General features: G+C 67.1%; 12 protein-coding genes and 1 pseudogene. 5 read left to right on the plus strand and 8 right to left on the minus strand.

The window, feature by feature from the left end; genetic code table 11:
* The 3 genes from AC1DQP_RS08350 to AC1DQP_RS08360 form a co-directional block, all read right to left on the minus strand.
* The coding region (locus AC1DQP_RS08350) for a phosphoethanolamine transferase domain-containing protein (protein ID WP_478051407.1) at window positions 1-794 on the minus strand (794 nt) is incomplete at its 3' end.
* Window positions 791-1,564, minus strand: a complete 774-nt coding sequence (locus AC1DQP_RS08355) for a phosphatase PAP2 family protein (RefSeq protein WP_457318333.1) — start codon at window positions 1,562-1,564, stop codon at window positions 791-793. The genes AC1DQP_RS08350 and AC1DQP_RS08355, both read right to left, overlap by 4 nt.
* Window positions 1,565-1,676: 112 nt before the next feature.
* Window positions 1,677-3,392, minus strand: a complete 1,716-nt coding sequence (locus AC1DQP_RS08360; protein ID WP_457318334.1) for an ArnT family glycosyltransferase — start codon at window positions 3,390-3,392, stop codon at window positions 1,677-1,679.
* 130 nt (window positions 3,393-3,522) lie between these two features.
* Between AC1DQP_RS08360 and AC1DQP_RS08365 the strand changes: the two genes are divergently transcribed.
* The 4 genes and pseudogenes from AC1DQP_RS08365 to AC1DQP_RS08380 all read left to right on the plus strand — a co-directional run.
* Window positions 3,523-4,224 (plus strand): response regulator transcription factor, encoded by a 702-nt coding sequence (locus AC1DQP_RS08365; protein WP_256775768.1) that lies wholly within the window; start codon window positions 3,523-3,525, stop codon window positions 4,222-4,224.
* The gene (locus tag AC1DQP_RS08370; protein ID WP_457318336.1) at window positions 4,211-5,521 is read left to right on the plus strand and encodes a sensor histidine kinase; all 1,311 of its coding nucleotides are present in this window, start codon (window positions 4,211-4,213) and stop codon (window positions 5,519-5,521) included. The genes AC1DQP_RS08365 and AC1DQP_RS08370 overlap by 14 nt, the downstream gene beginning before the upstream one ends.
* Window positions 5,522-5,636: 115 nt before the next feature.
* Window positions 5,637-6,887: a DUF819 family protein gene (locus AC1DQP_RS08375; protein ID WP_256775766.1), complete on the plus strand. Its 1,251-nt coding sequence runs from the start codon at window positions 5,637-5,639 to the stop codon at window positions 6,885-6,887.
* 61 nt (window positions 6,888-6,948) lie between these two features.
* Window positions 6,949-7,107: pseudogene (locus AC1DQP_RS08380) on the plus strand (DUF3103 family protein); the annotation flags it as partial.
* 87 nt (window positions 7,108-7,194) lie between these two features.
* On the opposite strand, the gene AC1DQP_RS08385 reads toward AC1DQP_RS08380, so the two are convergent.
* Entirely contained in the window at window positions 7,195-7,419 is a 225-nt protein-coding gene (locus tag AC1DQP_RS08385) for a YbdD/YjiX family protein (protein ID WP_256775765.1), read from the minus strand.
* Window positions 7,419-9,500, minus strand: a complete 2,082-nt coding sequence (locus AC1DQP_RS08390) for a carbon starvation CstA family protein (protein WP_478051408.1) — start codon at window positions 9,498-9,500, stop codon at window positions 7,419-7,421. The genes AC1DQP_RS08385 and AC1DQP_RS08390 overlap by 1 nt, the downstream gene beginning before the upstream one ends.
* A 263-nt stretch (window positions 9,501-9,763) precedes the next feature.
* Between AC1DQP_RS08390 and AC1DQP_RS08395 the strand changes: the two genes are divergently transcribed.
* Window positions 9,764-10,615 carry a pirin family protein gene (locus AC1DQP_RS08395; protein ID WP_457318339.1) on the plus strand — a complete coding sequence of 284 codons (852 nt, stop codon included), beginning with the start codon at window positions 9,764-9,766 and terminating at the stop codon, window positions 10,613-10,615.
* Between the two features lie 173 nt (window positions 10,616-10,788).
* Here AC1DQP_RS08395 and AC1DQP_RS08400 read toward each other — a convergent pair whose 3' ends face one another.
* From AC1DQP_RS08400 to AC1DQP_RS08410, 3 genes are all read right to left on the minus strand, one after another.
* Window positions 10,789-11,250, minus strand: a complete 462-nt coding sequence (locus AC1DQP_RS08400) for a hypothetical protein (protein ID WP_457318340.1) — start codon at window positions 11,248-11,250, stop codon at window positions 10,789-10,791.
* 233 nt (window positions 11,251-11,483) lie between these two features.
* Window positions 11,484-12,206 carry an aquaporin Z gene (gene aqpZ / locus AC1DQP_RS08405; protein WP_457318341.1) on the minus strand — a complete coding sequence of 241 codons (723 nt, stop codon included), beginning with the start codon at window positions 12,204-12,206 and terminating at the stop codon, window positions 11,484-11,486.
* Between the two features lie 103 nt (window positions 12,207-12,309).
* Window positions 12,310-13,173, minus strand: coding sequence for a pirin family protein (locus AC1DQP_RS08410; protein WP_256775760.1), 864 nt, complete (start codon window positions 13,171-13,173; stop codon window positions 12,310-12,312).
* Window positions 13,174-13,545 lie beyond the last annotated feature (372 nt).

A 13,545-nucleotide genomic window follows, 5' to 3' on the forward strand; every position in this document is an offset into this window, starting at 1 on the left:
GCGTAGCCGTTGAGCCCCCAGTTCTGCGCCCGGGCGGTTTCGCCCATCACGATCACCAGCAGACGCGGACGGCTGCCGGCCGCGCGTGGGGTGGCCTTGGCATCGGTGCCGATCGGCAGCTTCGGCGCGCGCTGGATCGGGTTGTCGCCGCGCAGCGCCTTGGGCAGGCCCAGCAGGAAGTTGCCTGGCGTGGCCAGGTAACGCACCTCGCGCTGGTTGCGCATCAGCGCGGACATTTCCTGGAAAGAAAGCATGGCCCCGCCGAATGYGACCACCGCCGACAACAGCAGGAAACCGGCACGCCACAACAGCGCCTTGCCCCAGCTGCGCTTGACCAGCTGCACGCGCCACAGCACCAGCATCGGCAGCAGGGCCAGCAACAGGAGCGGCGCGATCAGCGCCGGGGTCATCAGCTCGCGGCTTTCCTTGTGGTCGGTGGCCAGCACGTTGCGCAGCATGTCCGCATCCAGATAGATGTGGTAGCTGCCCATGTAGTGCGCCGCCATGGCGGTGCCGAGCAGCAGCAGACCCACCACCATCTTGGCATTCCAGCGCCACACCAGCAGACCCATCAGCAGGCAGTGGGCGCCCACCAGGAACAGCAGCAGCGAGATCGCAAAGCGGATGCTGCCCGGATGGGTGGCCATGGCGCTGTGCCAGAACAGGCCATTGCAGGCCACCGCGAAGAACAGGCTGGTGAGCGCGATCAGCGCTTCGGTGGACAGCTGCGGCCGCCAGCTGCGCCAGCGTGCCAGCTCCACGAACCGTGTCGTGCGGGGTACCGATGCACTCATGCCCGCTCTCCCTGTGGCAGTGCCGGTTGGGTACTGCGCGATCGTTTCAGCAGCGGCTGCACCGCCAGATACAACAGCAGCGACACCAGCCAGCAGGTGGCCAGCGTCCACAGATCATGGGACAGGAAGTGCGCGCCGCGTAGCTGCTGGGACAGCCCGAATACCCCGCCCGCCACCAACCCGACCGCCAGCCCGCGCCAGCGCCAGGCCGGTCGCACCATCAGGGCGAAGAAGTACAGACTGATCCATGCGTATCCCGCGCTCGAATGGCCGGCAGGAAAACAGATGCCACGGGGCATGTCGTGCGGCCGTGAAGCGAACAGGCCGATGTACTCCCGCGCACCGCCGTAGCGGGCCAGGTCCCAGGGGCAATCCATGTTGGTCACCGACTTGAGCAGCGACACCACCCCGGTGCCCAGCGCCACCGCCAGCACCAGATACAGCAGTGGCCAGCGCCACGCGGCGGCGCGTTCGCTGCGCCAGGCATGCGTGCACAGCACGATCGCTGCCAGCGCTGCTGCCGTGCTCGTCCACTTGCCGACCTTGTGCACCAGATGGCTGGTGACCCAGGCGTTCTGCAGGGCCCAATGATGACCTTCGAGTCGATAGAACTGGTCGGCCAGCCATTGGTCGCCGCCGAAGCCCATCAACAGCGCGCTGGCCGCCAGGGTTGCCAGCAGCGGCAACCACAGATGGCCGCGCAGGAACTGCGCGACCGGGGAGGGGGCCACGTGGGAAAGGGCGACAGGAACGGCGGACGCTGAGGGCATGGGCGATTCAAAGGCGAATTGATTCGCGGCCATGGTCGTCAGCGGCGTGTCGGAGAGCAGTCGGAGCGATGTTGGACACAGGTTAAATGGGGGCCCTGTGCAGGCCTGCCATTCAGTCCGGCTCGTCTGTCGACACCGCATCACCCTGCAGATGCGAATGGCAATCGACACGCCACGCGGTGCCGGGCACCAGTTTCCAGCGGTTGCGATTGCTGCTGCCGATGTCGATCACCTGCGCGCGGTCCACGCAGGGGCTCATCGCCTCGTCCAGCACCAGCAGCCAGCGCGTCCGTGGTGCCAGTGCGAGCCAGGGACCGGCATCCTGCCACTGCTCGTCCCATGGCCGCTTGAAGCCGAACTCGGCAACCTTGCGATCGGCCTGCAGCAGGTTCTGTTCGCGCCAGGCCAGCAGGCCCAGCTCCCCATCCGGACCGATCCGCTGGCCGACCCGCTGCATCAGTGCCGATGCCGAACTGTAGGGATCCAGCGCGGGCATCAGCCCCCAGCCGTACAGATTCCACAGCAGGAATGACGTGATCACCACCAGCGCACCCGCGCGGCGCTGGCGCAGCCAGGCCATCACGCCGATCAGCACCCCCCCGAAACCCAGCATCCAGCTGCCGAGCAGCGGCAGCAGGCTGGCGGGCATCTCGCGCCGTGCCAGCTGCGCGTGTGCCCACGCACTGCCACTGAGCAGTTGCGTGCCGATGTACAGCGCGGCCACGGCGAGCAGGGCGACGTAGGCCAGCAGCAGCCAGCGGGCACCCGTCCTGCGCAAGAGCCCCGGCAGCAACGGCGCGGCAGCCACGCACAGCAGCGGCAGCATCGGGAAGATGTAGACCTCGCGCTTGCCGGGACTGGCGCTGAAGAACACCAGTACCAGCAACGACCAGCCCAGCAGCAGCCAGTAACGGCCGTCCAGGCGTTTGAGGCGCCGCCACCAGGCGGGCAGCAGCGCGGGCAGCAGCAGGCTGCCCGGCAGCCACAACGTGGCGATCACCTGCAGGTAGTACCAGGCCGGCTGCACGTGGTGCCAGGCGTTGGCATAGCGGGTGCCGGTCTGCTTGAACAACAGCTCGCGTGCGTAGGCCTGCAGGCTCGGCTCGGGATCGTTCAACAACGCGATACCCAACGGCGCCAGCCATACGGCCGTGCCGAGCAGGAAGGCCGGCAGCAGCCACCACAGGCTGCGCGCGCTTGCCGCGCCAGGCGGGCGTGGCTGATCGCGGCTGCGCCAGCGCCACAGCGCCCACGGCAGCAGCACCAGCAGCGGCAGGAAGCCCACGCCCTTGGTCACCGTGCCCAGCCCGGCGGCGAAACCGGCCAGCCACAGCGCGCCCAGGTTGCGACCCTCCAGCAGGTGGCGCAGCAGGCCCCACATCGCCAGCGTCGTCATCGCCACCAGCACCATGTCGATCTGCGCACGCTTGGCCATCAGGCCGAACTGCAGGCAGCTGAACAATGCGAGCACCGCCCACCACGCGACCCGCCGGTTCCACAGCCGTCGCGCCAGATCCCAGGTCAGCCACAGGGTCAGCAGGCCGGCCAGCAGCGAGGGCACCAGGAAGGCCAGGTTCCAGCCGCCAAACACGGTGTGGCTGGCGGCCTGCATCCACATGAACACCGGCGGCTTCTCGGCGTACAGCTCGCTGCCCCGATGCGGCAGCAGCCAGTTGCCGCTGTCCACCATCGCACGCGCGGCCAGCACGAAGCGCGGCTCGTCGGGCGGGGAGGGTTGGCGCATGCCGATACCGGCCAGCAGGGCCAGCACGATGCCCACGCAGACCAGGATCGGCCAGCGATGGCGCAGCAACGTTGCGTCGGGCATGTCGGCACTCTTCGGCTAAACCGCCACTGTCTCCCCGACAGCGTGGGAAAAGCGTCGAAACCGGCCCATTGCGACCGGATTCCGACATGGATCGGGCTACCATGCCCCGATCCGTTCACGAGAGTCTGCCATGCGGCTCCTGGTCATTGAAGACAACCGCCAGCTGGTCGCCAACCTGTTCGACTATTTCGAATCGCTGGGCCACGTGCTGGATGTCGCGCCCGACGGCGTCACCGGCCTGCACCTGGCGGTCAGCCATGCCTACGACGTCGTCATCCTGGACTGGATGCTGCCGCGCATGGAGGGCCCGGAAGTCCTGCGCCGGCTGCGTGCCGAGCACGGCTCGGAAGTGCCGGTAATCATGCTCACCGCGCGCGATGAGCTGCCCGACAAAATCGCCGGCTTCCGGGCCGGTGCCGACGACTACCTGACCAAGCCCTTCGCACTGCCCGAACTGGAAGTGCGCCTGGAAGCGCTGATGGTGCGCGCGCATGGGCGCAATCCGCGCAAGGTGTTGGAAGTGGCCGATCTCAAGCTGGATCTGGCCACGCTGGAGGCCTATCGCGACGGCAAGGTGCTGCACCTGTACCCGGCCTGCCGCAAGCTGCTGGAAGTGCTGATGCGTGCCAGTCCCGCGGCGGTGACCCGCCAGCAGCTGGAGTTCGCGCTGTGGGGCGATGAGCCGCCCGATGGTGACCTGCTGCGTTCGCACGTCTACGAACTGCGCCGCAGCGTGGATGGCGCCTCCGCGCAGAAGTTGATCCATACCTTGCCACGCGTCGGCTATCGGCTGGGCCTGATCGGCACGGAATCCAGCAATGAGACCGCGTAAGCCCGCACCGCTGCACCGCCGGCTGGTGTGGTGGTTGCTGGCGTACCTGGCCATGATCTCCATCGCCGTGTTCAGTGTGGGCAACTACGTGCATGAACATGCCGAGCATTCGGCGTGGCGCGCGCTGCTCAACTCCGAGCTGGACAGCATCGTCAACCATATCGAGCACGAACCGCATTACCGCTGGCAGGACTCGGACACGCTGCGGCTGTTCACCCTCGATGGCCGTGTGGGCGTTCCCGAAAGCTTGCGTACGCTGCATCCCGGGCTGCACGACGGGGTGATGGTCAACGATCGGGCCAGCGCGGTCATGATCCGCGATACCGACAAACTCGGCCGGCTGGCGCTKGTGCTGGACATCAACGACTTCCACGAACTGGAGGAATTCGCCACGCGCTGGGTGATGCTGGCCGGGGTGGTGATGATCATCGTGACCGTGCTGATGGCCTCCTTCGGCGTCAGTCGGCTGGTGCGGCCGTTGCGTTCGCTGGCCACGCGCATCGATCAGCTCAAGCCCGGCGTGCCGGGGCAGCGGGTGACCGTTGACCCGCGCGGCAGCTCGGAGCTGTATGTGATCGCCGCCGCGGTCAATGATTACCTGGCCCGCAACGAACAGTTCGTCGAGCGCGAGCGCGCCTTCATCACCACCACCAGCCACGAACTGCGCACGCCCATCGCGGTGATCACCGGCGCAGCCGAGCTGGCGTTGGGGCAGCCGGCGCTGCCGGACCGCGCGCGCGTGCAGATGCAGCGCGTGCACCGCACCGCGCAGGGTGTGGAGCAGCTGATCCAGCTGCTGCTGGTGCTGGCGCGTGATCCGGCGCGCCTGGCCGCACGCGGCGAGCGCATCGCACTGGATCAGCTGGTGCCGGACATCATCGAGGACCATCGCCACCTGATGGGCGACAAGGACCTGCGCATCGAAGTGGAGGGTCTGGCGCCGGCAGAGATCATCGCGCCGCTGGGCGTGGTGCAGGCGGCCATCGGTAACTTGCTGCGCAATGCGATCGAAAACAGCGGCCGCGGCACCATCCATATCCAGCTGTCGCGCGCGGCGGTGGTCACCCTGCAGGATCCCGGTCATGGCATGAGTCCGGAAGAAATCGCCGCCGTGCACGCGCGGATGGCACGCGGCGATCGCAACGAACAGAGCGGGATCGGTCTGGAACTGATCGCCAAGCTCTGCGACCACCTGGGGTGGGCGCTGCAGATCGAACCGTGCGCGCCGCGTGGCACGAAGGTGATCCTTGACCTGGGTGCGTCGCTTCCAGGCGCGTCCCCGCGTGCGATGACGTAATCGGACTGCCACGCGCGGTGCCGCCGCGTGGCATCGAGTGAAGATGATGTTAACCTCTGGAAAGGCGCCGCTTTATGCGGCGCTTTTTTTTCTTCGATCGACAGAGGATGGCGTCATGCCGACCGAAACCAGCACTGCACTGATCACCAATGACATTGTCGGCCTCGGCCTGATCGCCGCCACACTCGCGCTGATCTTCTGGGCCGCGAGCGGGCCGACCCCGCTGCTGAAAAAGATCTTCGCCTGGGTGCCGGCACTCCTGCTGTGCTATTTCATCCCGGCCATCTACAACACCGCCGGCATCATCGACGGCCACAACACCTCCCTGTACAACCCGATCGCACGCGACGTCCTGCTGCCGGCCGCGCTGGTGCTGCTGACGTTGTCGATCGACCTCAAAGGGGTGATGAAGCTCGGCCCCAAGCTGCTGGTGATGTTCTGTGCCGGTACGCTCGGCATCATGCTCGGTGCGATCGTGTCGTTCCAGCTGATGTCCTGGATCCATCCGGAAACCGTCGCCGGCGACACCTGGGCAGGCATGGCCGCCCTGGCCGGCAGCTGGATCGGCGGCGGCGCCAACATGGTGGCGATGCGCGAAGTGTTCGGCACCGACGCGACCACCTTCGGCCAATTCGCGGTGGTCGATGTGGCCTGTGCCAGCCTGTGGATGGCGGTGCTGCTGTTCCTGGCCAACCGCGCCCCGCAGATCGACGCGCGCAACGGCGCCGACACCCGCGCCATCGATGAGATGAAGGCGCGGATTTCGGCCTACGAAGCGCAGAACGCGCGCATTCCCAGCCTGACCGACCTGATGGTGATCGTCGGTGTCGCGCTGGGCGGCGTTGGCCTGGCGCACGCCATCGCCGCGCCGCTGAGCGGCTGGTTCAAGGCCAATGTGAGCTGGGCCAGCCAGTTCAGCCTGGACAGTGCGTTCGTGTGGGTGGTGTTGCTGTCCACCGCGCTCGGCCTGGGCCTGAGCTTCACCCGCGCGCGGCGGTTGGAGTCGGCCGGTGCCTCGCGGCTGGGGACACTGTTCCTGTATTTCCTGATCGCCTGCATCGGCATGCAGATGGATCTGCTGTCGCTGCTGGATCGTCCGTGGCTGTTCGCGCTCGGCGCGATCTGGATGCTCACCCACATCCTGGTGCTGTGGATCGCGGCCAAGCTGCTGCGGGCGCCGCTGTTCTTCTTTGCCATCGGCTCGCAGGGCAACATCGGTGCGGCCGCCTCGGCACCGGTGGTGGCCGCCGCGTTCCATCCCTCGCTGGCGCCGGTCGGGGTGCTGCTCGGCACCGTCGGCTACGCCACCGGCACTGGCCTGGCGTATGTCACCGGCCTGATCCTGAAATGGATGGCCGGGGCCTGATCGGCCCCGGGGAGTCGCCCGTCCCGGACGAATTCCGGGGCGGCGACGCGCGCGGTTGGCCGTGCCGGCCGCTGGCCCGCGCGCCGCCGCTGCCCTCCTCAAGGCGATGCCGGCCACCTGGTTCGTCAACGATACCGATTGCCTGGACAGCGTCTACCGGCTGCAGCGCGGTCAGGGCTACGTCGATCGGATGGGCGCGGCCAACAACGCGAAGGTGACGTCGAGCGCGGTAACGCTTACCGGATGGCCCCATGAAAAACGGCGGCGCTTTCGCGCCGCCGTCGGTGTCTTCAACGAGGCATCCGCTTCAACAGCAGCGGCCACCGTTCCTGCCCCCGTAACGCGCCTCCTGGCGCTCGCGGAAGAAGGTCTTGTAGTCCATCGGTACGCGGTCGGGGTGGTTTTCCAGCACGTGGCGCACGTAGTTGTCGTAGTCGGGAATGCCGCAGCACAGGCGTGCGGTCTGCACCAGGCGCCGCCACAGTCGGCGGTGCGCCTGGTACTGGCCAACGGGAACCAGTTCGGTACTCATCACAGGTCTGCCATCTGGTGTGGCTGTAGCGCCACGTACGGGGTTTCCTTGTCGCTGCGCTGCGGATTGCGGCGCGCCTGCACGATGGTCTTGATCGCATAGAACAGGATCGAGAACACCACGAACAGGAACAGCACGGTCAGGCTCGTGTTGACGTAGGCGTTGACCACGATCTGATGCATCTGGTCCAGGCTCTTGGYCGGCGCGGTGATGGTGCCGGTGGCGATCGCATCCTGGAACTTGTGCGCCTGGGCCAGGAAGCCCTGGGCCGGGTTCTTGTCGAAGATCTTGATCAGCCCGGCGTACGTGGTGCAGATCAGCAGCCACACCGCCGGCACGCCGGTCACCCAGGCAAAGCGCTCGCGCTTCATCTTGAACAGCACCACCGTGCCCAGCATCAGCGCGATGCCGGCYAGCATCTGGTTGGAGATGCCAAACAGCGGCCACAGGGTCTGGATGCCGCCGAAGGGATCCTTGACGCCGGTGTACAACAGGTAGCCCCACAGCGCCACGCAGCCTGCGGTGGCGATGATGTTMGCCGTCCACGACTCGGTCTTCTTCAGCGCCGGCACGAAGTTGCCCAGCAGGTCCTGCAGCATGAAGCGACCGGCACGGGTCCCGGCATCGACCGCGGTCAGGATGAACAGCGCTTCGAACAGGATCGCGAAGTGGTACCAGAACGCCATCATCGCGTTGCTGCCGCTGGGAATGGCCTGGTGCAGGATCTGCGCGATACCCACTGCCAGCGTCGGTGCGCCACCGGCACGGTGCAGGATGGTCGGCTCGCCGATGGCCAACGCGGTGGCTTCCAGCTGCTCGGGGGTGATCGCAAAGCCCCAGGTGGTGGAGATGTAGTGCGCGGCCGATACAGCGTCCGGACCGATCACCGATGCCGGGCTGTTCATGGCGAAGTAGATGCCCGGATCGATGATCGAGGCCGCCACCAGTGCCATCACCGCGACGAAGGATTCCATCAGCATGCCGCCGTAGCCGATGTAGCGCATGTGGCGCTCATTGGCCAGCAGCTTGGGCGTGGTGCCCGAGGCGATGAGTGCGTGGAAGCCGGACACCGCGCCGCAGGCGATGGTGATGAACAGGAACGGGAACATGCCGCCCTTCCACACCGGGCCGTCGCCGCTGGCCGCGAACTGGGTCAATGCCGGCATCTTCAGTTCCGGCATCACGATCAGGATGCCGATCGCCAGCGCCACGATGGTGCCGATCTTGAGGAAGGTGGACAGGTAGTCGCGGGGTGCCAGCAGCAGCCACACCGGCAGCACCGAGGCGACGAAGCCGTAGCCGATCAGCATCCAGGTGATCTGGATGCCGGTGAAGGTGAAGGCCGGGCCCCAGACCGGATCGGCGGCGACCTTGCCGCCGAACCAGATCGCGGCCAGCAGCAGGATCAACCCGACCACCGAAATCTCGCCGATCTTGCCGGGGCGGATGTAGCGCATGTACACGCCCATCATGATCGCGATGGGCATCGTCGCAATCACCGTGAACATGCCCCACGGACTCTCGGCCAGGGCCTTGACCACCACCATCGCCAGTACCGCCAGGATGATGATCATGATCAGGAACGCGCCGAACAGCGCGATGGTGCCGGGCACCTGGCCCATTTCCTCGCGGACCAGGTCACCCAGCGAGCGCCCGTTGCGGCGGCTGGAGATGAACAGGACCATGAAGTCCTGCACCGCCCCGGCCAGCACCACGCCGACCACCAGCCACAGCAGGCCGGGCAGGTAGCCCATCTGTGCGGCGAGCACCGGGCCGACCAGCGGACCGGCACCGGCGATGGCGGCGAAGTGGTGGCCGAACAGCACGTGTTTGTTGGTCGGGACATAGTCCAGGCCATCGTTGTTGAGCACCGCCGGGGTGGCCCGGGTCGGGTCGAGCTGCATCACCTTGTCGGCGATGAACAGGCTGTAGAAGCGGTAGGCGATCAGATAGATCGACACTGCGGCGACGACGATCCACAACGCATTGATGTGTTCGCCACGGCGCAATGCAACCACGCCCAGACAGAACGCGCCGAGCAGCGCGAGCGCCGCCCAGCCGAGCTTGGAAAAACCTTTCATGAGATTGCGTCTCCCTGGAGATCGTCGTAAGAGTCTGCCCTGGCACCGGCGGGGTCAATGCAAAGGCGGCCGCTTGCCGCTAGTACTTTGGTCGTAGGTCGCAACGTGGACCACGTAACGGCACGGCCATGCGGCCGGTCCAGCGTGCTGCCTGCACGGTGCGCGAACGCTATCGCTGGAACAATCGGTTGCGGCCGTGGCGGTTGGCCCCCGGGCCGTGTGCGCCCATCTTGTTGGCTGGAGACCTTCTTGCTGGAGTTCAGATGAGCAGCCCAACCCCCGTGCGCGTGGAGCGCACCATCCGTGGCATGGCCACCTCCGACGGTGCCGGCGTACGCCTGACCCGCGTGATCGGCGGCCCGTCGCTGCCCGACCTGGACCCGTTCCTGCTGCTGGATGAATTCGGCACCGACCGTGCCGAGGATTACCTCGCCGGTTTCCCCAGTCATCCGCACCGGGGCTTCGAGACGGTCACCTACATGCTCGACGGGCGCATGCGGCACAAGGACAACCACGGCAACGAAGGCCTGCTTACCCCGGGCAGCGTGCAGTGGATGACCGCCGGGCGTGGGCTGGTGCATTCGGAGATGCCCGAGCAGGAATCGGGGCAGATGCGCGGCTTCCAGCTCTGGGTGAACCTGCCTGCCCGCGACAAGATGACCGACCCGAAGTACCAGGAATTCGCGCCGGAGCGCATTCCGGTCGCCACGCCTGCCGACGGCGTGCAGGTGAAAGTGATCGCCGGCCAGGTCGGTGACGTGGCCGGGCCGATCGTGCAGCCGGCGACCGATCCGGTCTACCTGGACATCACCCTGGCCGCAGACGCGCGCTGGGAGTACACCCTGCCCGAAGGGCACAACGCGTTTGCCTACGTCTTCGAAGGCGGGTTGTCGGTAGGGCAGGGCGAGGATGCGCGCCCCATCGCGCGCCAGGAGCTGGCGGTGCTGGGCGGTGGCGAGCTGCTGCAACTGCAGGCCGGCGCCGAGGGTACGCGGTTGATTCTGGTGGCCGGGCGCCCGCTGCGCGAACCGGTGATGCGCCACGGTCCGTTCGTGATGAACACCCGGCAGGAACTGATGCAGGCCTTCGTCGATTTCCAGGAAGGCCGCTTCTGAGGCCAGCGTCACGGGGTAGAGCCGAGCCATGCTCGGCTGCTTTCCGTTCCGATGCCGCCATCGCGGGCAGGAGCAGGGCAGGATGACACCCCGCGCCGGGCACGCCCCGGCGCGCCCGGTGAAGCTGAGGCCGCGGGTGAAGTGCGGGGATGGCGGCATCATCCCCATCCTCCTCAGCGACCTGCGGCAACCGCGGTCGGATTCAGATTCATCCCCTGGGTCAGCGTCTGCAGCGACCCCAGCTCCTGCGCGTCGCCGGCATACAGCGCGATCTGCGCATAGCGGTTCTTGTCGAACTTCACCACGGTGATGCGGCGGTTCTCGTAGCCCGGCGGCTGCTGGCCGCCCAGGTCAGGCTGGTACCAGTACAGCGATTCGCCAGCGAACAGGCCCTTTTCCTGGCGCAGCGGGCGGCTCAGCGGCAGCTCCGGGTTGCGCGCGCTGAGGATCAGGCTGAGCACTTCGCGGCCGTCACCGGTGCTGGCCTTGCACAGCAGCAGATCGGCCTGCGCCTGCTGCTGCCATTGCAGGCCGCTGCTGGCAGGAAGGGACGGACATTCGGTCGGCGACTGGGCCGACGCGGCCGCAGCGGACAACGACAGGCTCAGGCACAGGGCAGCGCGCAGGATGTTCATTGGTTCCCCCAAGGTCGGAATGGCCGCGCGTTGGCCTGGCAGGACGTTCCGGTGGCCGCAGACAACCCTGGCCGACGTTGCGCATTTCCCCATGCGCGTCCCGGAAGCGCCCATCGCCAAGTGACGGCGTGGTGATCTCGACCTTAACGGAATGTGACTTGATCTACAAATAACTGTTTCAGGTGATCCGGACTGAGCCGGGATCCGCATTGGCAGACCCCGGCCGTTGCCCTTCATCGCGGTTCTGCACCGATCCATTTATAGGCGATGCCACCGATCAGCCCCCCCAGCAGCGGGGCCAACCAGAACAGCCACAGCTGGCCGAGCGCGCCACTGCCTGCAAACACCGCCACGGCCGTGGAGCGTGCCGGATTCACCGAGGTGTTGGTCACCGGGATGCTGATCAGGTGAATCAGGGTCAGGGCCAGGCCGATCGCGATCGGGGCGAAGCCAGCCGGCGCACGACCGTGGGTGGCGCCCATGATGACCACCAGGAAGAACGCGGTGAGCACCACTTCGCACAGGAACGCGGCGGCGATGCTGTAGCCACCGGGCGACAGCGCGCCATAGCCGTTGATGGCGAACGCTCCGGCCTGGCTGCCATCAATGGCGAAGCCGGGCGCGCCGGAGGCGATCTGCAGCAGGATGAAGCCGGCCAACAGGCCGCCCAGCACCTGGGCCACGATGTAGGGCAGCAGGTCGCGGCCGGGGAAGCGGCCGCCGGCCCAGAGACCGACGCTGACCGCAGGATTGAAGTGCGCGCCGGACACGTGGCCGAACGCGTAGGCACCGGTGAGGACGGTCAGGCCGAAGGCCAGGGCGACACCGAGAAAGCCGATGCCCAGTGGATTGCCATCACCGCCGAACGTGGCCGCCAGCACGGCGCTGCCGCAGCCGCCCAACACCAACCAGAACGTGCCGAGGAACTCCGCGGCCAGACGTTTGCCCATGCTCATGGATCGTTCTCCACCAGACGCCCGAGGCGGGCAGGCAGACCGTAGCTGAATCGCGGTTCATCAGAGTGAACGTGGCGTCAAGGTGCCGACGAACGGTGGGCGGTCAATACGCCGGCAGCGGGATGAATTCCTTGTCATCGCCGGGAATGCTGCCGAACCGGCCGGCCTCCCAGTCGTGCTTGGCCTGCTCGATGCGTTCCTGCGAGCTGGAGACGAAATTCCACCACAGGTGACGGGGGGCATCGAGCGGTTCGCCGCCCATCAGCATCGCCTTGACCGGCGTCTTGGCGCGCAGCCGGCCGCGCGCGTTATGTTCGGGAATGATCAGGTGCTGGGCAGGCACGTCCACGCCGTCCAGCTGCGCCTCGCCTTCGAGGATGTAGAGCGAGCGTTCCACATGCCCGGTATCCAGGTCGATTTCCGCACCCGGGTCCAGGTCGATGGCCACGTTGAGGGTGTCGGCGAAGACCTTCACCGGGGATTCTTCGCCATAGGCGCGGCCGGCGATGATGCGCAGCCAGGCGCCGTCACGGCGCTGCTGGGGCAGGGTGGCGGCGGCGTGGTGGTAGAAGGCCGGTTCGGTTTCTTCGGCGCTTTTGGGCAGGGCCAGCCAGGTCTGCATACCGTGGATGGGGTGATCGTGCTCGCGTTCCGGCGGCGGGGTGCGTTCGGAATGCGCGATGCCGCGGCCGGCGGTCATCCAGTTGACGTCGCCGGGGCGGATGACCTGGTCCGAGCCGAGGGTGTCGCGATGGCCGATCGCGCCGGACCAGAGGAAGGTGACGGTGGCCAGACCGATGTGCGGGTGCGGGCGGACGTCGATGCCGGTACCGGGCCCGAGGATGGCCGGGCCCATCTGGTCGACGAACACGAACGGRCCGACGCTTCGCGCCTGCAGGGTCGGCACGGCGCGGCGCACCTGCAGGCCGCCGATGTCGTGGACGCGGGGGGCGATGATGGTGGTCATGCGGGCTTTCTCGCTGGCGTGGGCAGGGGTGCAGGATGGCATGCAGGGGATCCCGCCGCATGCCCCAAACGGGTAACAGGGTGTTGCGCTGAGCGCCCCAAAAAAGCAGGGTTCTTCTGCCTTCCGCGTGGCAGGCAGAAGCGTGCTTTGACGCTTTCCAGGCGCGGTGGTCGGTGGATCGGTCGCTGGGCTCCATGCCCTTTCCGGCGACGCCCCCGGCGCCGGCCTGCGGCCGCCGCCTCCTCCTCTATTTCGCCTCCAAGGGCATGGGCACCCAGCGCCCGACCCACCGACCAAGGCCAGAAAAGCCTCGCTTCCCGCTGCGTACCGCAAGCCCAGCCCCGTCGCGGCCGGTAGGCCCCTGGGCAAAAT

Source organism: Stenotrophomonas sp. P5_A8, assembly GCF_056400545.1.

What these genes read in the sequence shown, in the direction of transcription:
- AC1DQP_RS08355 (WP_457318333.1), bottom strand. Translation starts at nt 1,564, where the DNA reads ATGCCCTCAGCGTCCGCCGTTCCTGTCGCCCTTTCCCACGTGGCCCCC.
- AC1DQP_RS08360 (WP_457318334.1), bottom strand. Translation starts at nt 3,392, where the DNA reads ATGCCCGACGCAACGTTGCTGCGCCATCGCTGGCCGATCCTGGTCTGC.
- AC1DQP_RS08365 (WP_256775768.1), top strand. Translation starts at nt 3,523, where the DNA reads ATGCGGCTCCTGGTCATTGAAGACAACCGCCAGCTGGTCGCCAACCTG.
- AC1DQP_RS08375 (WP_256775766.1), top strand. Translation starts at nt 5,637, where the DNA reads ATGCCGACCGAAACCAGCACTGCACTGATCACCAATGACATTGTCGGC.
- AC1DQP_RS08385 (WP_256775765.1), bottom strand. Translation starts at nt 7,419, where the DNA reads ATGAGTACCGAACTGGTTCCCGTTGGCCAGTACCAGGCGCACCGCCGA.
- AC1DQP_RS08395 (WP_457318339.1), top strand. Translation starts at nt 9,764, where the DNA reads ATGAGCAGCCCAACCCCCGTGCGCGTGGAGCGCACCATCCGTGGCATG.
- AC1DQP_RS08400 (WP_457318340.1), bottom strand. Translation starts at nt 11,250, where the DNA reads ATGAACATCCTGCGCGCTGCCCTGTGCCTGAGCCTGTCGTTGTCCGCT.
- aqpZ (WP_457318341.1), bottom strand. Translation starts at nt 12,206, where the DNA reads ATGAGCATGGGCAAACGTCTGGCCGCGGAGTTCCTCGGCACGTTCTGG.